Below are 21,199 nucleotides of genomic sequence, written 5' to 3' on the forward strand. Positions count from 1 at the left end.
GTTTTTCAAAGCGAGCGACCAGGACGATTAACGCGTAATAGAGTACAGCGTACCGTCTTTCGCCTGGATCAGCAGTTTACCATCAGCAGAGACCGGCTCGGTCAGGAAACCAGAGCTATCAACTTTCTGCTGGGCAACAAAGCGACCATCTTCGACGTTGATCCAGTGCAGGTAGCCTTCGCTATCCCCCACAACCAGATTGCCATTATACAATACCGGGGACGTCAACAGACGGTGCAGCAGATCGCTTTGCGTCCACAGCGTCACGCCGCCGTCGGTGGTCAACGCCAGTACGCGGTCATTCTGGTCAACCAGATAGATGCGGTTACCATCGACGATAAAATCATTCACCGAACCCAGTTCACGCTTCCACATGATCTGACCGCTGCGCAGATCCAGCGCCGTCAGGTTACCATTATAAGCCAGCGCGTAAACAACGCCATTGACGATAACCGGCGTGGTATCAACGTCGCTCAGACGATCGATTTCCGTTGGACCGGTCGCCTGAGAAATACGTTGCTGCCAAATCATCTGGCCCTGCTGCATCAGCACGGCGCTTACACGACCGTTATCACCACCAACAATAGCTGCACCATAGGCGGTTGCTGGGGCTGATTCGCCACGCAGAGACAGGGAAGGCATGTCGAGGTTAACGGTCCATTTGATGGCACCATCAGCTTCGTTCAATGCCTGCAACTGGCCGTTGCTGGTGTGGATCAATACGACGCCATCGCTCACAACCGGACGAGACAACGCTTCACCGGCAACTTTTGTCTGCCATGCGGTCGTACCGTCGCTGGTATTCAGCGCATAAACCTGCGCTTTTTCACTGCCAATGTAAACATGACCACCGGACACGGTTACGCCGCCAGAAAGCTGTGCAGATGCGCGAGAGAACCAGCCGTCTTTCTCACCCAGATTAACAGACCACACTTCTTTGCCATCGTCTGCGTTCAACGCTTTAACGACGCCAGCGCGATCGGCTGCATAGACAACGTTATCCGCCAGCGCAGGATGAAGATTGGAGTAGAAATCACCAATACCGTTGCCTACGGAGGTGCTCCAGTCCGTAGACGGAGTAAACTGATTTTCAACCACCGGTAATGGGGACATCTTAACGACATCTTCTTCGCCACTAAACAGTGAACAGCCGCTCAATAGGGTAACGGAAAGCAGCCCTGGCAGAAGTAATTTACGCAATTGCATCGGGTCCCTCTCAGATGGACAAATTATTGATTTTCATCTGCATCATTTCGCTCAGAGCAGGAGAGGCATCGCTTTTCACACCCGCTTCCCATGCGCTACGCGCACCTTGTTTGTCGCCTTTGCTTAGCAACGCTTCACCGCGCAGATCGGCAACAATGGCCGTCCACCCTTCCCCTTTAATGGTGTCGAGTGTTTTCAGCGCGGTATCGGCTTGTTTAAGCTGAACCTGAACGCGAGCCAGACGCAGATTAATTACCGCTTTGAGGTTTTCATCGCTGGTTGCAGCCAGGCCCTGTTGCAGCTGACTTGCGGCTTTCTCAAGTTCATTTAGGTCAACAAACTGCTGCGCCAGTTCCAGTGAAGCTAACGCGCCGTAGGTATTTTTGTTTTCTGCGGCAAATTTCTCTGCAGCAGGAAGGCTATCCGGTTTACCCGCGCTAACCGCAGTCACCGTATTTTGATACGCCAGAGAAGCAGAGCGTGCGGACTCCGTCTGATGGCTGGTCCAGTAACGCCAGCCTACCAGCGCGCCAACCCCTAAAATTACCCCAACAGCCAGCGCTTTGCCGTTTTCAGCAAAGAAGCGTTTTACCGCATCAATCTGGTCGTTTTCGTTCTCGTAAATTTCCACGCTGTCCTTCTCCTTAGCCCAGTAGAGTGCGCAAATGCGCGGCAACGCTATCCTGCGCTACTGCCGTTTGCTCACCAGAGCGCAAATCCTTCACTACAACGGTACCGTCAGCCACCTCGGACTCACCCAGTACCAGTGCAACGCGGGCGCCCCACTTATCGGCGCGGGCAAACTGTTTCTTAAAGTTGCCGCCGCCGTGGTTGGTCATCAGTTTCACACCAGGAACTTCATCGCGCAGACGTTCTGCAAGTCGCATTGCAGCAGACTGCGTGTCCGCCCCCGAAGCGACCAGGTATATATCGACAACAGGATCTGCGTTAAATTCCGGATTAACTGCCTGAACTAACAAAACAAGTCGTTCCAGGCCCATAGCGAAGCCGACTGCCGGCGTTGCGCGACCGCCAAGTTGCTCTACCAGACCGTCGTAACGGCCACCGGCGCAGACGGTGCCCTGTGAGCCCAGGCTGCTGGTAACCCACTCAAATACGGTGCGATTGTAGTAATCAAGACCACGAACCAGACGCTGATTGACGGTATAGGCAATGCCTGCCGATTCCAGCAGTTTGCACAGGCCCGCAAAATGCTCGCGAGAGTCGTCATCCAGATAGTCGCCAAGCTGTGGAGCGTCGTTGAGCAGCGCCTGTACTTCCGGATTTTTGGAGTCGAGCACGCGCAGCGGGTTGGTGTACATACGGCGCTTGCAGTCTTCGTCCAGTTTATCTTTGTGCTGTTCCAGGTAGGCGACCAGCGCATCACGGTAGCTAGCGCGGGCTTCCAGCGAACCAATTGAGTTCAGCTCCAGGCTGACATGCTGAGAAATACCCAACGCGCGCCACCAGCGAGCGGTCAGCATAATCAGTTCAGCATCGATGTCCGGGCCTTGCAGGCCAAACACTTCGACACCCAGCTGATGGAATTGACGATAGCGTCCTTTCTGCGGGCGTTCGTGGCGGAACATCGGCCCGATATACCACAGACGCTGTTCCTGATTGTACAGGAGACCATGTTCGATGCCGGCGCGTACGCAGCCCGCAGTCCCTTCAGGACGCAACGTCAGGCTGTCGCCATTACGGTCCTCAAAGGTATACATCTCTTTTTCAACCACGTCGGTGACTTCACCGATCGCGCGTTTGAATAACGGGGTCTGCTCTACAATCGGCAAGCGGATTTCACTGTAACCGTAGCTACCGAGCACGTTTTTGAGAGTGCCTTCAATGCGCTGCCAGATGGCGGTTTCGCCAGGCAGATAATCGTTCATGCCGCGAATGGCTTGAATGTTTTTTGCCACGTTTATTCTCTTTATGAATATAAAAATGAACCCTCAGCGCTAACCCGAACAATGCGGGCGCCATGCGGGTTCAATCATACACGGGAAGCACGCCGCTTCCCATCACGTTATTATTTTTCAAGCTGCTGCACGTCGATACGACGCGCTTCGTCCAGGATACTCGCTTTAGCGCGAATGCGGGCTTCAAGCTGCGTAATCATGTCGTCGTTATCGAGTCTGTCCTTACGCACGCCGTCTTCATACAGACCGCTTTTCTTGTTACCGCCCGTCACGCCCAGCGTAGAAACCAGCGCTTCACCAGGACCGTTTACCACGCAGCCGATGATCGAAACGTCCATTGGCGTAATGATATCTTCCAGGCGTTGCTCCAGCGCGTTAACCGTACCGATAACGTCAAACTCCTGACGCGAGCAGGTAGGGCAAGCGATAAAGTTGATCCCGCGCGCACGAATGCGCAGCGATTTCAGAATATCAAAACCCACTTTGATCTCTTCCACCGGATCGGCTGCGAGAGAAACACGCAGCGTATCGCCGATCCCTTCAGATAACAGCAGGCCAAGGCCGATCGCGGACTTCACCGAACCGCTACGCAGGCCACCGGCTTCGGTGATCCCCAGATGCAGCGGTTGATCGATCTGTTTCGCCAGCAGGCGATAGGATTCTACGGCGAGGAAAACGTCAGACGCTTTAACACTGACTTTGAATTGATCGAAGTTCAGACGATCGAGGTGATCCACATGGCGCATAGCGGATTCCAGCAGCGCCTGCGGCGTCGGTTCACCGTATTTTTCCTGCAGATCTTTTTCCAGCGATCCGGCGTTGACGCCGATACGGATAGGAATATTTTTATCTCGAGCGCAGTCCACCACCATGCGAATACGCTCTTCACTACCGATATTACCTGGGTTAATACGCAGGCAATCAACGCCGTATTCCGCCACCTTGAGCGCGATACGATAATCGAAGTGAATATCGGCAACCAGCGGGACGTTAACCTGCTGTTTGATAAGTTTGAACGCTTCTGCGGCATCCATTGTCGGTACAGAGACACGAACAATGTCTGCACCTACGCGTTCCAGCGCTTTAATCTGATTAACCGTCGCTTCCACATCCGTGGTACGCGTATTAGTCATAGACTGTACGGCGATGGGCGCACCATCGCCGATCGGCACGTTCCCAACGTAAATGCGTGTCGATTTTCTACGTTGAATTGGAGCCTGGTTATGCATTAAAAAATCTCCCGCATTGCCGTCTGTTACTGAGCCGGTGATTGTTCGGCATTAACGGTCAGACGCGCAACCTGGTTAGTTCTGATAAAACGACTCAGATCGACAGGTTTACCCTGGAACTGAATCTGCACTGCTGCCGGTGCGCCAATTTTCAGTTTGTACGGCGCCTGACCGGTCAGGTTCAGATTGCCGTCTTTACGCTGCATCCCGCTGAACAGTTTTTTACCGGTGGCATCGGTGACTTCCAGCCAGCAATCGGCAGTAAAGTTCATCACCAACGCGTTAGGATCGGCCGCTGGTGTCGTCACGCCAGCCTGATCCGTCGGTAGCGGTGCTGCGGTAGCCGGCGCTGTAGGCGCAGCAGCTGCGGTATCAACGTTAGCCTGCGAAGGCGCCACAACGGCATTTTGTTGCGCATCCGCGGCTGGTGCCGGGGTCGCTGCAACATCTGGCGCAGGCGCTGCGTCTGCCACCGCGCCATCATCTGGCGCCGGGGAAGTCTCCTGGCCCGCTGCGGCACTGGTATCTAACGGTACGCTCTGCGCACCCTCTTTACCGGCATTCAGCTCAGCGGAGGATTGATCGGCCATGGTGGTGATCTCTTCCTGCTGCGCTTTATGGTTCTGCCACCACCAGGCCCCCGTCAGTCCGACAACAACAAACAGTACCAGCCAGGTAAAGGTCATTAACCAGCCGTCGCGTTTCTTACGACGCTTACCGAGCGAGAAACTCTGCATCGGTGCGACTTTGGCAGGACGAATCGGAGCCTGTTTTTCCAGCCCTGGCAACAGTTCTTCTTCAGGAATATGCACCAGACGCGCATAAGAACGGATATACCCGCGCAGAAATGTTGAAGCGAGATCGGCTGGCGCCTTATCTTCTTCAATATCGCGTACCGTGGAGACCTTCAGGCAAAGTCGCTCCGCGACTGCCTGCTGGCTGAATCCGAGTTGTTCACGGGCATTGCGCAGACGAACGCCGGTGGATAGTGCTTCATTTTTGTCGTGCGTGGCTTCAGTATTCATTCGCTACAGCTGCGTAAATTTGGGTTCTGATGCCGGCGAGCCACAATGCTCACCCACACCGCGAAACATCTGGTCAGTTAAACTTCGTCAGACAGTATAAAACGGTCAGACTATCAATGACAAAACAGCGTAAACCTGAGGGTTAAACGCTTGTTGCGCCGTTACATACTGCCTTAAAGTCGACAAAAACGCACCGTTATTATTGACCTGACGACGACAACAAAGAACCTCATCTGGCTTACGTTGCACTACGGTACATGAATTATACCGTAGTGCACTCAACATCAAACGGTCTTGATGTCGATAGCATCACCCTGCATACGCTTACGCAGAGTACGCTTGGTACGGTCGATAACGTCACCTGCCAGCTGGCCGCAGGCTGCATCGATGTCATCACCACGTGTTTTACGCACGATGGTGGTGAAACCATAGCTCATCAACACTTTAGAGAAACGATCGATACGGCTGTTAGAACTACGACCATACGGCGCGCCAGGGAACGGGTTCCACGGGATCAGGTTGATCTTACACGGCGTATCCTTCAGCAATTCTGCCAGCTGATGCGCGTGTTCAGTACCATCATTGATGTGATCCAACATTACATACTCAATGGTCACACGACCCTGATTGGCGTTGGACTTCTCCAGATAACGACGCACCGCGCCAAGGAACGTTTCGATATTGTACTTTTTGTTGATAGGTACAATTTCGTCACGAATTTCATCGTTCGGCGCATGCAGAGAAATCGCTAGCGCAACATCAATCATATCGCCCAGCTTATCCAGCGCAGGGACAACGCCTGAGGTGGAGAGCGTGACGCGGCGCTTGGACAGCCCGAAACCGAAGTCATCCAGCATGATTTCCATCGCCGGAACCACGTTGGTCAGGTTGAGCAGTGGTTCGCCCATCCCCATCATCACCACGTTGGTGATAGGACGCACGCCCGTTGCTTTTACCGCACCAACGATTTTCGCCGCGCGCCAGACCTGACCAATGATCTCCGATACCCGCAGGTTACGGTTGAAGCCCTGTTGCGCCGTAGAGCAGAATTTACACTCTAATGCACAACCGACCTGTGAAGAAACACACAGGGTCGCGCGATCGTCTTCCGGGATATACACCGTTTCAACGCGCTGATCGCCAACTGCAATGGCCCATTTGATCGTACCGTCAGAAGAACGCTGCTCTTCCACCACTTCCGGGGCGCGAATTTCAGCCACTTCTTTCAGCTTGTTACGCAGCACCTTATTGATGTCAGTCATGTCATCAAAGTTATCGCTGCAATAGTGGTACATCCACTTCATGACCTGATCGGCACGAAACGGTTTTTCGCCCATCTCTTTGAAGAATTCGCGCATTTGCTGACGGTTCAGATCCAGCAGGTTAATTTTTCCATTTTTATTTGGAACCGCAGGAATGACGACTTCAGAGGTGTTAACTAATTCAGACATAATTTTTTCCGGCCTCGTTGTTACACGTTGTGGCCCGTGGAGGGTTAAAAAGAAACGCCCCGGCAAGCGATCTGCTCTTCCGGGGCGTTGCATTGTACAAAGTCTGGCGCAGGGATGCCACGTTTGCACGAAGCATTAGCGAAAATAATATGTAAAGGAAGATCATAGGCCTGATAAGACGCATCAGCGTCGCCATCAGGCAAAGCAGAGCCGGATGCGCTAAACGCTTATCCGGCCTACAGCACTGCGACATGAAAGACGCAGGAGATTAGCGAGTGCGCGGGCAAACCTCACCCTCACCAAAGAAATAGGCGATTTCGCGAGCGGCAGATTCAACGGAATCAGAACCGTGGGTACCGTTCTCGGTGAAGCTGTCAGCGTAGTCTGCACGCAGGGTACCGGCCAGCGCATTTGCCGGGTTGGTTGCGCCCAGCAGATCGCGGTGACGCTGTACGGCATTTTCGCTTTCCAGTACGGAAACAACAATCGGACCAGAGGTCATGAATTCAACCAGGCCGTCAAAGAACGGCTTGCCGTCGTGCTCAGCATAGAAACCACGCGCCTGCTCAACGGTCAGGTGCAGCATTTTAGTACCGACAATTTTGAACCCTGCTGCTTCAAAGCGCGCAAAGATGCTGCCAATAACGTTTTTTGCCACCGCGTTTGGTTTGATGATGGAAAAAGTACGTTCAATAGCCATGATTACCTCTGAAAAAGATGTTTTGTTGTGGTTTACCTGGCGCGGATTATAAAGAGCATCCCGGCAATTGACCATTGACGAAGGTAACATTTCTTTAAAATAAGATGAAATTTAGCAACAAAGCGTCACCAACTGGTCTACTGCAACGAAAATCTCACCGTCGCCACCTGTCCGGCGTCATCCATCACCAGCAGTTGGTAATCCCCTTTGGTCGCAAGACTTAGCGTAAGACGACGTCCACGGTCACTCAGCCGTTCACCGTTAAGAAACCACCAACGTTCGCCTGTCCCGCCACTGGTTTGCACCGGCAATGAAGCCTGTGCTGACCCCGGTAAACGCTTCACAATCGCGCCATCACGCACCCCTGTCAACTGCAACGGCTGCGAAGCGTCCTGTCCCAACGGCGGACACGTGGTAGAAACCGGTGGTAATCTCGCCCCACGCCGCTCTGACTCCGGCAGCCATGGCTCCAGTGGCAAAGGCCAGACGATTAAGGTTTGTTCGCGTGCCTGAGGACAATCCGCCGCCACACGCTTACCTTGATCGTCCAGCCAGACGGGGAAACGAATACCGTTAACTCCTTCCTGCTCGGGTAATAACAGCGTTGGCGGCTGGCTGCCATCCAGTAGCCAGGTTGCCAGACGGCGTCGACAATTGCTGTCCCCGGGCGCAAGAGATTGCCCACCCGGCCAGCACACCACGCCGCGGCTAACGGATTCAGGACGCGGATCTTCCGGCTGATTTGTCCCACGAGAGAGCAGAAGATTATTGACCTGATTAAGCAGCGGTACGGCGCTGGCAAAACCAAACTGACCCACCACCGGCGTTCCGTCGGGTCTGCCGGTCCAGATACCAATCACATAACGAGCGTTAACGCCAATCGCCCACGCATCACGATAACCATAACTGGTGCCCGTTTTCCACGCCAACGGAACCACTCTGCTCAGCGCGTTATCCGGTAGCGGTTGCGCTTCATCAGCCATAACGCGGCGAATAATCCACGCCGCACCTGCCGACATCAGTGGTCGTTCCAATAACGGGTCTGTCGGCTGCAGACGCAATTTAGCCGCCTTCCCGTGGCGGGCAAAGACGCTGTAGGCGGCGGCCATGTCTTCCAGCCTTGCCCCCGCGCCGCCTAAAATCAGCGACAGATTCGGCGCAGCCCCTGCGGGCAGATATAACGGTAAGCCGACATTACGTAACGATGCGGCAAAACGCTTCGGGCCATAGGCTTCAAGTACCTGCACGGCGGGTAAATTCAGCGAACGAACCAGCGCCTCGCTCATGCTTACTGGACCGTGAAAACCGCTGTCAAAATTCCCTGGCCGATAGTCCCCGGTTCGCCGCGGGACATCCTGCAACAACGAGGCCGGGTGAATGAGTCCGTCATCCAGCGCCAGACCGTAGATAAACGGTTTCAGCACCGACCCCGGCGAACGGATTGCATTAACCATATCCACATGACCAAAGCGTGAGTCATCATTCATATCAACCGATCCCACCCAGCCACGCACGCTCATATCGGTGTGATCGACCACAATCATCGCCAGCGAACTGCGCGCAGGTAAGCGCCCCTTCCAGTTTTGCGCCAGCTCTTCCAGTTGGCGCTGCAACCCGGCGTCAAGGGTGGTCACGATTTTATCGCTTCGGCTTTTTCCCAGCATCATGCGCGAGAATAACGGCGCTAGCTGCGGCATTTGTCTGGGTGCCAGCCAGACCGGCTCTTCGCGTGACTCCTGCACCTGTTTTGCGGGCCAAACACCCTGTGTTGCCATGCGTTCGAGCACTTTATTACGCGCCGCTTGCGCGCGATCAGGCCAGCGGTCCGGGCGCAGACGGCTCGGCGCCTGTGGCAGCACCGCCAGCAGCGCGGCATCGGAGTAGCTCAATTGTGCGGGTGATTTGCCAAGATAGGCCCAGCTTGCCGCCCCTACGCCCTGCAGCGTGCCGCCAAACGGCGCACGGTTAAGATACAGCGTCAGGATGTCGCGCTTGGAGAGATGCCATTCCAGCTGCAATGCCCGCCAGAGCTGGCGGAACTTGCCGCCGAAGGTGCGTGGGTGGGGGTCGAGTAAGCGTGCCACCTGCATGGTCAGCGTACTGCCGCCAGAAACTACACGCCCAGAGGAGAGGTCCTGCCATGCCGCGCGCAGCACTGAAAACGGATTGACGCCGGGATGTTTCCAGAACCAGCGGTCTTCGTAATTGATCAATGCCTCGAGGTAGCGGGGTGATACCTCATCGATGGTTACCGGATAACGCCAGATACCGTCCGCATCGGCGAAGCGCCATAGCGGCGTTCCATCGTGCGCCACCACGACGCGTGCGGGATCGACTTCGTGCAGCGGCAGCGGCCAAATTTTGTCTGCCGCCCAAACAACCGCCACAAACACCAGTGCAACGGCTGCCAGCCAGAGCCAGCAGCCGCGTTTACCCAACCCGCACATCATTTACGGTCTGACAATCAAAAGTCCCTCTGTCGCACCGGTCGCGCGCCACTGCGGAACATACATTGATTCCACCTGTGGGACAGGAACCTGGTAGGTCCCCGGCGTTACCGCCCGCGCCAGATACACCAGCGTAACCGGTTGTCCTTCGTTGACCGCCACTGCGGCAACAAAGCGATCGTCACGGAACTCAACGTGCTGGATATCCGCCTGCTGCATCTGATTGAGCAGATTCGCCACTTCGCTGCCGCTATCCTGCAGGCTGGCGCTGCCGTTGGCAAGATTCTGGTTTTCCAGTTCCAGGCCGGCTGGCAGTAAGTCGACCACCAGCGCATCCGGCACGTTCTGGCTGGCTTTCACCTCCAGCCAGACCAGCACCAGCTCGCCGCTGCGCAGAGAATCCAGCGATTTGCTGCTACCGTCAAGCCCGAGGACCTGACGCTCAATGTGCAGGACGTTACTGGCAGGCGTCGGTGAGGTGTGCGGGTAACCGCTCACATCCAGACGCAGCCACAGCGGCAGATTACCGGTATTGGTGACGCTCAGCGTTGACAACGCATCGGCATCCAGATTACGCGTCTGTGATTTCTCCCCAGCTAACGGCTGTTCAGAGAGTGACGTTTGCGCCTGCCATGTACCAGGCAAGTCCTGTAGCGTACGCGCGGCAAGGAACAGCGCATTATTTTCCTGAGTAGAGAGCCAGCGCTGGCCAAAGGCCTGCTCTGACAAGGTGTTCAGCAGCGTATTCTGCACGTCCGGTTTGAGTTTGTTTTCCTCCAGCAATGCCAGCATCAGCGCGTTGTCGCGTAGCTGACTGCCGTAATCCGCCATCCACTGCTGCGTTTCGCGGCGTGGCGTATTCAGCGCCAGCGTCAACGCCTGTTCGCTGCGGCTGGCATCGCCCATGTTTTTCAGCGCTATCCCCAGTTGCAACAACGGTAAACCAGAAGCCGCCTGCGCTCGTCGCTCCCAGATCTCACGCAAAGCGCCGAGCGGAGCTTTCTGCTGACGAGCAAGTACCAGTGCGGCATAGGCCTGGACGGCAAACCGGCTTGCTGATGCGTCGTCGGTATAGCGAATCGACATCATGCCTGGATCCTGCAAATAGCGCAGCAGCCGCTCGTTACCCCGGTTAATCACCTCCGCCGGGACGCTGTAGCCCTGTTCATTCGCTCGCACGAGGAAATCCATCACATATGCGGTCAGCCAGTACTCTTCCGACCCGTTCTTATCCCATAGCGCAAAACCGCCGTTATCACGCTGCATTTGCAGTAAACGAGAGATCCCAATCTCTACTGCCGCACGGCGTTTTTCATCGCTGTCGCCCGCAATGCCTAACGCTTTCAGCTGCGCGGCGTTGGTGTATAAAGATGGGAACAACCCGCTCGCCGTTTGCTCGAGGCAACCGTAAGGATAAGCTTTCAGTTCACGGATGTAGCGCGCCAGATTCAGGGGCGGCTTACCGCTGAACAGCAGTTGCCCCTGCATCGTCGCCGGGGAGAAATTGGTCAGTTCTTCGCCCGGAACCTGCCAGGTTGCGCCCGGCTGAAGTGCGACGCCGTTATTAACGGTTTGCGCCGGGAACGCCGGGCGCACGCCAATCTTCCACTGTTTATGCTGAACAGGCAGCGTTTCACCCGGTAAAGTCAGACCGCTAATTTCTGCCTGAATTTCGCCATCGCCAAAACCCTCCCGTGCCCGCACCGGAATAAACATTGTCGTCCGTACGCCTGGCGCCAGATTCACCGGGGCGGGATCTTGCCCCATCAGTTCCAGCAAACCGTTGGCCGCGAGCTTAATATTCAGCGTTTGCGGTTTATCGGTCAGGTTGGTCACGTCCAGCGTCAGGCGTGAGGTATCCCCCCCCGCCAGAAAGCGCGGCATATTCAGTTCAGCAATCACCGGCGCGGCGACAATCACTTTGCTTTCGCTGCTGCCGAAATCATCCGCCGTCCAGGCCTGCGCCATTACCCGCAGTTCGCCGTTGAAATCACCAATCGGCAACGTCACCGTACCTTCGCCCTGATCGTTAAGCGTGACCGGCAACGCCTGTTGCGCCACGATATTGACGTGATTGACCGGTGGCTTACCGCCGCGTTTTAACTCATCGCCATCACCACCAAAGCGCAGCGCCGCCAGACGTCCTTGCCCTTCGATCACCTGGCCATAAATATCATAAATATCCGCGCCATAGCGTTTTTGTCCGAAAAACGCCTGCCACGGATCCGGCGTGGCGTAATCGGTAATGTTCAACACGCCGCTGTCAACGGCAGAGACCAGCACGTTAACCTGTTTTGGCACCTCACCATTTTTAACGCTGGCTTTGATTTTGACGGTCAACGGCTGATTTGGCCGTATTTTCGCCGGGCTTTCCAGCGCCAGTCCCAGGCGGCGGTTTTCATCGCCTAACGGTAAATGCAGTAAGCCGACCGCCCGTTTTGGCGTAGCCGAACGAGACTTGTCGCCAGGACGAACCACCAGCGCGCTGAGATACAAATCGTGGCGATTCCAGGTTTTATCAACCGGAATGGAAATATCAAGACCATTCGCCGGCACGTCTATCTCTTGCCACCACAGTGGGCCTTCGCTGGATTCCACCATCGCATAGCCTTTACCAGCAGCGGGAGCGGCAATGTGCAGCTTCATAGTATCGCCAGGACGATAGCTGGGTTTATCCAGTTTCAGGGTCACGCGATCGGGACGCACCGCCCCGCTACCGTCGCTGTTATCCTGCCAGCTATAACCCGCCCAGAAGCGTACGCTGCTCACCGCATCATTCGGGGCTTTGACTTCCAGACGATAGGCGCCCCATTCAACCGGGAAGCTGACTTTACCGGTTTCATCGGCCTTAAGATCAAGAGTCTGCTCACCTTCGACCAGATCTTTTTGATCGAACTGGGATTGCCAGCCCTCGCCTTCAGACCAGTTCCAGTAATAATCACGGCGTTCACGGATCAAACGCACCTGCAAACCAGACACCGCTTTTTTCTCGCCTTGCGCATCGGCATACACAATATCGAAAGCGGCGTTACTGTCTTCATCGACAATGGGCTGATTCACTGTGGTATCAGTGCGGTAGTCATAAACGGCTTTCGCCGCAAACTGCGGACGAATGCCCGGCAGCGTATCCGCAGGCCAGATGGCTTGCTCAACCCGACGCGTCACCGGACGGCCACCCGACTCCAGCAGGCTGGCTTGCAAAACCACCTGTAGCGGAGAATGGGTCTCCCGCCATTGGCTGTTGGTTGTTACTTCGCCGCGACCATGTTCATCCAGAGTAAGCTGAACTTCATCGAGGCTGCGGGATAGGTTTTCTTCGGCAATATTACCAAACTGGAACCCAGGCAGCGTCTGCACCGCTTCGCGCAGCGGTCGCAGGAAAAGCTGCCCTTGCAGAGCATTGCCGTTAGCGGGCGCACCGTACAGATAGTACCCCACCACCGAGAACGTCACTTCATCAGTTGGGGCCACCGGCATCTTATTGGCGGAGAGATTGAGCGCCATCCGCTCCGGCATAAAATCTTCGACGTGGAAATCCCACATCCGTGACTGGTTGTCGCCAGTATTGGCACGAATATGCCACATACCGGTTGGCGCGCTGCTGTCCAGCGGCCAGCTAAAGCGGTACAGACCGTTCTCCGGCTGGCTAACTACCGAGCGTAACACTTGTCCGTCGGGCTTGACGACTTCCAGCTTCACCGGCTGGTCGGGTAACGTTTTGCCGTCGCTGTCACGCAGTAATCCGTTAAGGATCACCGTTTCGCCGGGGCGATAGAGGTCACGGGGACCAAACATAAAGAACTGTTTGCTGTATCCCGGTGCGCCAGCAATATCAAACTCAGCCAGATCCAACGCCGGAAGCTTCAGATCCAGCAGCGTGGTTTGCCCGTCTTTGCGGGCCAGCAATAAGGCAGCGTCTTTATCGGTCTTAAGCGTGACATGACCCTGCGCATCGCTGGTAGCCTGCGCCAGAGTCTGCCCTTTTTCGTTGAGTAACGTGACCTCAATCCCCTGCTGCGCGGCGCCGTTTTCCAGACTCTGCGTAAAGACATCCAGTTGCTCGTGGTAACGGTGGGCAGACACACCAATATCGCTGAGCGTAAACAGCGTAGCGGCATTGCTGTAGTTGTATTGTCCAGCCTGATTCATCACCGCAATGTAAACGCCGGCTTGCTGCAACGGCTTGATATCACTCAGCGGTAGCAGCAGCTTCTCCCGAGTGTTACGCGCCGGATTGAGGTCAAAACGTCCGGTATAAACCAGTTCCGCCATTTTCAGCAGATTATCGGACTCCCAGTTTGCCAACGAATTGCGGTATTCCCACTGGCTGACAAACGCGCCGAGCGACTCAGGCTTCACGCGAAAGAAGTTAACATCCACGCTATTAACGTTAAGGGCCATAACCGGCAGCCCTTCAATCACTTTTCCAGGCAGCAGCGAGCCGCGACTGGCGAAGCCTACGCTTGGCTGGACGTCGCGAGTGGTAATATTTTTTTCATAGTCGATAGCGAACGTCGCTTTATTGAGCGCCAGCAAATCACGCTCAATAGTAACCACCAGTTCGCGGTTAGGTTCGAGATGGCGTAAGCGTAGCTCTTTCAGATTTGGCGCCAGCTCCCAGGCACCATCCACTTTGCCGCTTTTTTTATCAACAACGTGCACGACGCGGGAAAAATCTTGTTCAGGATCGAGGGGAATGGAGAAGGTCAACACGAGCGTTGCCGCACCGTCGAGCTGGACCTCTGAGGCATCCAGCAGCGTGAGCGATTTGCCCTGACTTTGCTGCATCAGCTTTTGTAATTGAGCCTTATCTTTTGCTGGCGCAGTTTGCGGTGCAGGCGTGTCAGGCTTCGCAGCCGTCGGTGATTTTTCGTTGTTATTATCGCACCCGACCAGAGCCAGCATCAGCATGCAGGCCGCTACGCGTAAATGTTTCATTTTTCATCCCTGGCCGTAGTGGCCCGTTAGCTACGTAGAACAACTATTATGCGTCAGATTTCCGGCTGTGGAAGTCAGTAACTGCACAACGTAGTCCTAATTTTCATGATTAATGTGGATTCGCCTGACAAATCGGCCTCTTTTACTTGTCGCTTTGCACTAAACGTCCGACAATTTGCCAAAACCTGGTAAAAATGGAGATGCCTATGACCACCGCCTTCTTTGTCGCAGCCGACTGGCTTGCCGAACACATTGATGACCCGGAAATACAAATCCTTGATGCCCGGATGGCACCTCCAGGACAGGAAGATCGCGATGTTGGCGAGGAGTATCGTGCGGGCCATATTCCTGGCGCAGCCTTTTTTGATATTGAAGCACTTTCCGACCATACGTCACCGCTACCGCATATGATGCCGCGCCCGGAAGCCTTTGCCGTAGCCATGCGTGAGCTGGGCGTTAACCAGGATAAGCATCTGGTTGTCTACGATGACGGCAACCTGTTTTCTGCTCCACGCGCGTGGTGGATGCTGCGGACATTTGGCGTTGAGAATGTCTCTATCCTGGCGGGCGGTCTGGCAGGCTGGCAGCGCGACGAGCTAATGCTTCAGGAAGGAAATGAGAATTTACCTGAGGGTGAATTTAACGTGGCCTTTACGCCTGAAGCGGTTGTGCGCGTTACCGATGTTCTACTGGCCAGTCATGAAAAAACGGCGCAAATCGTCGATGCCCGCCCGGCTGCGCGTTTTAATGCTGAAGTTGACGAGCCGCGTCCAGGCCTGAAACGTGGTCATGTGCCCGGTGCGCTTAACGTACCGTGGACAGAGCTGGTTCGTGACGGCGAACTGAAAACCACCGACGAACTGGATGCTATTTTCTTCAGCCACGGCGTAAGCTTTGACCGCCCCATCATCGCCAGCTGCGGCTCCGGCGTAACGGCTGCCGTTGTTGTACTGGCGCTTGCCACGCTGGGCGTTTCTAACGTCGCATTGTATGACGGGGCGTGGAGCGAATGGGGAGCTCGTAACGATTTACCGGTAGAACCGGTATTATAAGGCAGGAAATGCCGGATGGCGCTTTGCTTATCCGGCCTACAAAATAGTGCACATCCCTGGCCGGGTAAGACGTATGCGTCGCCCCCGGCCAGGTCTTTTAGATAATCCGGTTCTGTTTAAAGTCGCGCAGGAAACCACCCCAGCGGCGCTCATAGAACGGGGCGATGTGCTCAGTGATAAAGTGGCTGACGCCCTTCTCACCTTTCCTCACCTGACAGATATCAATGGGTTCATCGCCCGGCAATGTGTCGGTCGCGACGCTGCCCGCAGCGTGGATGATTTCTTCAATATCCCCTTCCGCTTCAATACCAATCAGCAGATTCGGCTGGGCGTCCGCGCTTTCTTTGATTGAGCAGAGAAACGCGCGCTTTACCGGCTTAATGGTTTTAAACAGCGTGGTCAGGGAATCAATCATCTGCGCCGGAGGCTCGGCGACTTCAGAGAGGATCAGCGATTCACCGCCTTCGAGAACTTCCTGGGTGCTCAGCGGATTCCCCTCTTCCCCTATCAGCAGGCTGATTTCACGCGGCATAAATTCTTTGCCGGTCGGCAGCTTCGCGTTGAGAAACAGCGTTTCGCCCAGTGTCATTTCAAACAACGTGCGCACCGGCATCACGACAAACGCTTGTTCATCTTCCACCGCCTGTTGCAAGGCTTCGAGGGAGGTGAAGAACGGGATCACGGTCGTGCCGTCTTCTTTCTCCCAGTGCTGCAGATCGAGAGCGCTGTCTTCAACCACCGCCTCGCCTTCTGCGGCTGTACCCGGCACCCAGACGGTGGACTCCAGTAAAGTACGGAAAAATGCCGGACGATGTGCAGGCTCTGTCGCCGCTTGTTCCAGCAATGTTTCTAGTTCATTTTTTGATTCGGACATAGAGATCACAAATTAGATGAATACATGTAGGCCGGATAAGCGTAGCGCCATCCGGCAATACAGTCATGAATTAGGCAGTCAGCAGATTCGCGATAGTGCGCACACCCAGACCGGTTGCACCCGCAGACCACTGCTCAACCGGCGCTTTGCGATAGGTTGCAGAGCAGTCGATGTGCAGCCAGCCTTGCTGATAGTTTTCCACGAAATGGGACAGGAAACCCGCCGCGGTGCTTGCGCCCGCCGGGTAAGCCGCACTGCCGGTGTTATTCAGTTCAGCAAAGTTAGACGGCAGCTGGCTACGGTGGAACTCGGCCAGCGGCAGACGCCAGAACGGTTCGTTTTCTTGCGCCGCACTTGCCAGCAGGCGAGCAGCCAGCCGATCGTCAAAGCTAAACAGCGCGTGGTAATCGTTGCCCAGCGCAGTTTTTGCCGCACCGGTCAGCGTGGCGGCATCAATAATCAGCTCTGGTTTCTGCGCGCTGGCGTCGATCAGGCCATCGGCCAGCACCAGGCGTCCTTCCGCATCGGTATTCATCACTTCAACTTTTTTACCGTTGCGATAGTGAATAATGTCGCCTAGCTTAAAAGCGTTGCCGCTGATCAGGTTATCCGCGCAGCACAGATACAGCTTCACACGCTTGTTCAGGCCACGGGTGATGGCAAACGCCAGCGCGCCAGTGACCGTTGCTGCACCGCCCATGTCGGACTTCATTGAGTCCATAAATGCGCTTTGCTTGATGCTGTAACCACCGGAGTCAAAGGTAATTCCCTTGCCAACCAGACAGGCATAAACCGGGGCTTCTTTATCGCCAGTTGGATTGTAATCCAGCGCCAGCAGCACCGGCGGACGTTCAGAGCCGCGGCCTACGGTATGCAATCCCATGTAGTTCTGCTCACGCAGATCTTCGCCTTTGGTGATCCGGTAAGAGACGTTATCACAAGCCACGCCGCACAGCAGGTCGACCGCGCGTTGCGCCAGTTGTTCCGGCCCCAGTTCTTCTGCCGGGGCGTTAATGGTATCGCGCACCCAGTCAATAATCTTCAGACGGCTATCCAGCTCTTTGCGCTGCGCTTCGTCCAGAGTGGCCCACTCAACTTTGCGAGTACCTTTTGGACCCTTGTAACCCTGCCAGAACGCCCAACTGCGTTCGGTATCCCAGCCTTCACCATCCAGTTGGACATGTTTAATACCCAAGCCGTCAATTTTACGGGCGGCGCGCTGGATCAGGCCAAGGTCATCTTTTCCGTTCAGATGCAGGGTAATGCCATCATTATTAATGCTGTATGTCGCCTTTTCACCCCAGCGGGCGTCGGCGGGTTGCGTGGAAAGCGTAATTTTCATGGCTTCTGTCATTTTATTTATCCTTATTTTCGCGCATACAGGAAAACGGGCCACCCGTGGGCAGCCCGTTGACTTATTCGGCTTCGTCCAGCCAGACCAGCAAAATGGCCTCAAGGATTTTTTCGTTCGATGCCTGAGGATCATCATCGAACTCTTCCAGGTCACAGATCCATTGATGCAGATCGGTGAAACGAACGGTCTTGGGATCGAGGTCGGGGAACGCGTCGTACAGCGCTTCGCCGATCTCGCGGCTATCGGTCCACTTCAGTCCCATACTACCCTCTGTTAATGCTCACGCGCATGATTGATTGTGTAACGTGGGATTTCGACCACTAAATCGTCCTCGGTGACCCGCGCCTGACAGCTTAAACGGCTCTCCGGCTCCAGTCCCCAGGCTTTATCCAGCATGTCGTCTTCTTCTTCTGTGCTTTCCGGCAAAGAATCAAAACCTTCACGCACGATGCAGTGGCAGGTAGTGCAGGCACAGGATTTTTCACAGGCGTGTTCAATCTCGATCCCGTTACGCAGGGCAACGTCGAGAATGGTTTCGCCGGTCTCAGCTTCCAGAACTGCGCCATCGGGACAGAGATCCTGATGAGGCAAAATAACAATCTTTGGCATATTAAACCTCGTCCACGGAATGGCCTTTCAGCGCGCTACGGACGGATTTGTCCATGCGGCGAGCGGCGAATTCCTGGGTTTGTTTGTCTACGTTTTTAATGGCTTGTTCTATCGCGTCAACATCGTCACCCTGTGCAACCTCGCTCAAGTGCGCGGCGGCGGTGTCGATAGCCTGACGTTCTGCGGCGCTTAACAGCGCGGCATCAGCGTTCAGCGCACCGGATAAACTTTCCAGTACGCGTGCCGCTTCGACTTTCTGTTCTGCCAACATACGGGCTTTAACGTCCTGCTCGGCAAAACTCATCGAATCCTGAATCATGGAGGCGATTTCACTGTCGGTAAGACCGTAGGACGGTTTAACCTGAATTGAGGACTCAACGCCGGTGGATTTCTCCATAGCGGTGACGCTCAACAACCCATCAGCATCTACCTGGAAGGTCACGCGGATATGCGCGCCGCCTGCCGGCAATGCCGGGATGCCGCGCAGCGCAAAACGCGCCAGTGAACGGCAGTCCTGCACCAGTTCACGTTCGCCTTGCATCACGTGAATGGACATCGCGGTTTGGCCATCTTTAAAGGTGGTAAAGTCCTGCGCACGCGCCACCGGGATAGTGGTGTTACGCGGGATCACTTTCTCCACCAGACCGCCCATGGTTTCCAGACCCAGGGACAGCGGGATAACGTCCAGCAGCAGCATTTCGCTGTCCGGTTTATTTCCGACCAGAATATCTGCCTGGATTGCCGCACCGATAGCGACCACTTTGTCCGGGTCGATAGAGGTCAGCGGCGTGCGGCCAAAAAATTCGCCTACGCGTTCACGTACCAGCGGCACGCGCGTTGAACCACCGACCATCACCACTTCCAGCACGTCCTGCGGCTCTACACCCGCATCTTTCAGCGCGCGTCGGCAGGCCAGCAGCGTACGCTTGACCAGTGCGGAAATAAGTTCATTAAAGGTTTCTCGGGTGATTTCACCCTGCCATCCCGCCACGTTAACCGTTACCGAATTGGCGTCGCTAAGCGCGATTTTCGCTGCAATCGCGGCATCCAGCAGTTCGCGCTGTACGCGGTTATCGCTGCGATCGGCCACGCCCGCCTGCTCGCGAATGTAATCGGCCAGCAGATGGTCAAAGTCGTCGCCGCCGAGCGCGGAATCACCGCCGGTCGCCAGCACTTCAAACACGCCGCGACTCAGGCGCAGAATGGAAATGTCAAAAGTCCCGCCGCCAAGATCGTAGACCGCAATCACGCCTTCCTGACCGGAGTCCAGACCATACGCGATCGCCGCAGCGGTAGGTTCGTTCAGCAGACGCAATACGTGCAGGCCCGCCAGACGCGCGGCGTCTTTGGTCCCCTGACGCTGCGCATCGTCAAAGTAAGCCGGAACGGTGATCACCACGCCGTCCAGTTCACCGGACAGCGATTCGGTTGCCCGTGCAGCCAGCGCTTTCAGAATATCAGCAGAGACGCGCACCGGATTAAGCAAACCGGCTGCGGTTTCAATCATCGGCAGGCCGTTTTCGCTCGCCTGGAACGTATAAGGTAAATGCGGGTAACGTACCTGAATATCCGCCAGAGAGCGGCCCATCATGCGTTTTACCGAACTGACGGTGTTGGCCGTATCCAACGCGGCATTGGCGCGGGCATCGTAACCGACAGAGTAGCCCTGCTGCTGATAGTGAACCACTGACGGCAACAGGTGGCGACCTTCATGGTCTGCCAGCGTTTCGGCCTGGCCGCTGCGTACGGTCGCAACCAGGGAGTTGGTAGTGCCTAAATCGATACCTACCGCCAGACGACGCTGGTGCGGTGCGGCGCTCAGACCAGGCTCACTAATTTGTAATAAGGCCATTTTCGCTTCCGGAAATTAAAAATCGAGCAGTTTTTCTTCGAGTTGTTCTGCACTGCTTCGCAGTTTATCGAGAAAACGTAGCTTACGCACGGTATCTGCCGCCGCGTCCCACGTCTCGCTATCCAGTTGTTCCACCATCAGTTGATGGCGACTTTCAAACATTTTTTTCACGCGCTGGATAAAACTTTCCAGTCGCGATTCGTCTTTCGTCTGCTCGATCTCGTCAAGCTCTTCCCGCAGCTCCAGTTGCTCCATCAGGAACGCGGTATCACGCACTGTGTGCTGCTCATTGCGAATATCAAAGCCGTGTAAAGACAATAAGTATTCGGCGCGCATCAAAGGATGACGCAGCGTTTGCCAGGCCTGGTTGATAGTGGCGGACTGCGAAACCGCAGCAAGTTGTTCCGCCTGGGAACCGCTGGCGAATTTATCAGGATGATACTGACGTTGTAGATCCTGAAAACGTAGGCTCAGCGCCTGAGTATCGAGCTGATAACGGGCCGGTAAGCCAAAGAGGGTGAAGTAGTCCATAACATTCTCAGG

16 protein-coding genes are annotated in these 21,199 nt (G+C 55.3%); 1 reads left to right on the forward strand and 15 read right to left on the reverse strand.

Translation table 11 applies throughout. The features are described from left to right. Positions 1 to 27: 27 nt before the first annotated feature. The 9 genes from bamB to E1B03_RS19560 form a co-directional block, all read right to left on the reverse strand. A complete protein-coding gene (gene bamB, locus E1B03_RS19520; protein WP_103771580.1) occupies positions 28 to 1,206 on the reverse strand; it encodes an outer membrane protein assembly factor BamB in 1,179 nt (392 codons plus the stop codon). Positions 1,207 to 1,216: 10 nt separating this feature from the next. After that, entirely contained in the window at positions 1,217 to 1,837 is a 621-nt protein-coding gene (locus tag E1B03_RS19525) for a YfgM family protein (protein WP_103771579.1), read from the reverse strand. Between the two features lie 13 nt (positions 1,838 to 1,850). Then, a complete protein-coding gene (gene hisS / locus E1B03_RS19530; protein WP_133086772.1) occupies positions 1,851 to 3,125 on the reverse strand; it encodes a histidine--tRNA ligase in 1,275 nt (424 codons plus the stop codon). A 110-nt stretch (positions 3,126 to 3,235) separates the two neighbouring features. After that, complete coding sequence (ispG, locus tag E1B03_RS19535; protein WP_003037720.1) at positions 3,236 to 4,354, reverse strand: flavodoxin-dependent (E)-4-hydroxy-3-methylbut-2-enyl-diphosphate synthase; 1,119 nt, start codon at positions 4,352 to 4,354, stop codon at positions 3,236 to 3,238. A gap of 26 nt (positions 4,355 to 4,380) precedes the next feature. Then, positions 4,381 to 5,379: a cytoskeleton protein RodZ gene (rodZ, locus tag E1B03_RS19540; protein WP_103771577.1), complete on the reverse strand. Its 999-nt coding sequence runs from the start codon at positions 5,377 to 5,379 to the stop codon at positions 4,381 to 4,383. Positions 5,380 to 5,663: 284 nt separating this feature from the next. Further along, positions 5,664 to 6,830, reverse strand: coding sequence for a dual-specificity RNA methyltransferase RlmN (gene rlmN, locus E1B03_RS19545; RefSeq protein WP_003037713.1), 1,167 nt, complete (start codon positions 6,828 to 6,830; stop codon positions 5,664 to 5,666). Between the two features lie 268 nt (positions 6,831 to 7,098). Continuing rightward, positions 7,099 to 7,530, reverse strand: coding sequence for a nucleoside-diphosphate kinase (gene ndk, locus E1B03_RS19550; RefSeq protein ID WP_003037710.1), 432 nt, complete (start codon positions 7,528 to 7,530; stop codon positions 7,099 to 7,101). 137 nt (positions 7,531 to 7,667) lie between these two features. Further along, a complete protein-coding gene (gene pbpC, locus E1B03_RS19555) occupies positions 7,668 to 9,980 on the reverse strand; it encodes a peptidoglycan glycosyltransferase PbpC (protein ID WP_133086773.1) in 2,313 nt (770 codons plus the stop codon). Further along, positions 9,981 to 14,915 carry an alpha-2-macroglobulin family protein gene (locus E1B03_RS19560; RefSeq protein WP_133086774.1) on the reverse strand — a complete coding sequence of 1,645 codons (4,935 nt, stop codon included), beginning with the start codon at positions 14,913 to 14,915 and terminating at the stop codon, positions 9,981 to 9,983. A gap of 206 nt (positions 14,916 to 15,121) precedes the next feature. On the opposite strand from E1B03_RS19560, the gene sseA reads away from it, so the two are divergent. After that, positions 15,122 to 15,967: a 3-mercaptopyruvate sulfurtransferase gene (gene sseA / locus E1B03_RS19565; protein ID WP_133086775.1), complete on the forward strand. Its 846-nt coding sequence runs from the start codon at positions 15,122 to 15,124 to the stop codon at positions 15,965 to 15,967. 97 nt (positions 15,968 to 16,064) lie between these two features. Here the strand turns inward: sseA and sseB are convergent, their stop codons facing one another. From sseB to hscB, 6 genes are all read right to left on the reverse strand, one after another. Next, positions 16,065 to 16,841: an enhanced serine sensitivity protein SseB gene (sseB, locus tag E1B03_RS19570; protein WP_133086776.1), complete on the reverse strand. Its 777-nt coding sequence runs from the start codon at positions 16,839 to 16,841 to the stop codon at positions 16,065 to 16,067. 70 nt (positions 16,842 to 16,911) lie between these two features. Further along, positions 16,912 to 18,195: an aminopeptidase PepB gene (gene pepB / locus E1B03_RS19575; RefSeq protein ID WP_103771570.1), complete on the reverse strand. Its 1,284-nt coding sequence runs from the start codon at positions 18,193 to 18,195 to the stop codon at positions 16,912 to 16,914. 61 nt (positions 18,196 to 18,256) lie between these two features. After that, complete coding sequence (iscX, locus tag E1B03_RS19580) at positions 18,257 to 18,457, reverse strand: Fe-S cluster assembly protein IscX (protein ID WP_003037694.1); 201 nt, start codon at positions 18,455 to 18,457, stop codon at positions 18,257 to 18,259. A gap of 11 nt (positions 18,458 to 18,468) precedes the next feature. Then, on the reverse strand, positions 18,469 to 18,804 hold the full coding sequence (fdx, locus tag E1B03_RS19585; protein ID WP_003037690.1) for an ISC system 2Fe-2S type ferredoxin: 336 nt from the start codon (positions 18,802 to 18,804) through the stop codon (positions 18,469 to 18,471). Position 18,805: 1 nt separating this feature from the next. Continuing rightward, a complete protein-coding gene (hscA, locus tag E1B03_RS19590; RefSeq protein ID WP_103771569.1) occupies positions 18,806 to 20,656 on the reverse strand; it encodes a Fe-S protein assembly chaperone HscA in 1,851 nt (616 codons plus the stop codon). 15 nt (positions 20,657 to 20,671) lie between these two features. Further along, positions 20,672 to 21,187 (reverse strand): co-chaperone HscB, encoded by a 516-nt coding sequence (hscB, locus tag E1B03_RS19595; RefSeq protein WP_133086777.1) that lies wholly within the window; start codon positions 21,185 to 21,187, stop codon positions 20,672 to 20,674. Positions 21,188 to 21,199 lie beyond the last annotated feature (12 nt).

The sequence above is a fragment of the Citrobacter arsenatis genome (genome assembly GCF_004353845.1).
Lineage (GTDB): Bacteria > Pseudomonadota > Gammaproteobacteria > Enterobacterales > Enterobacteriaceae > Citrobacter > Citrobacter arsenatis.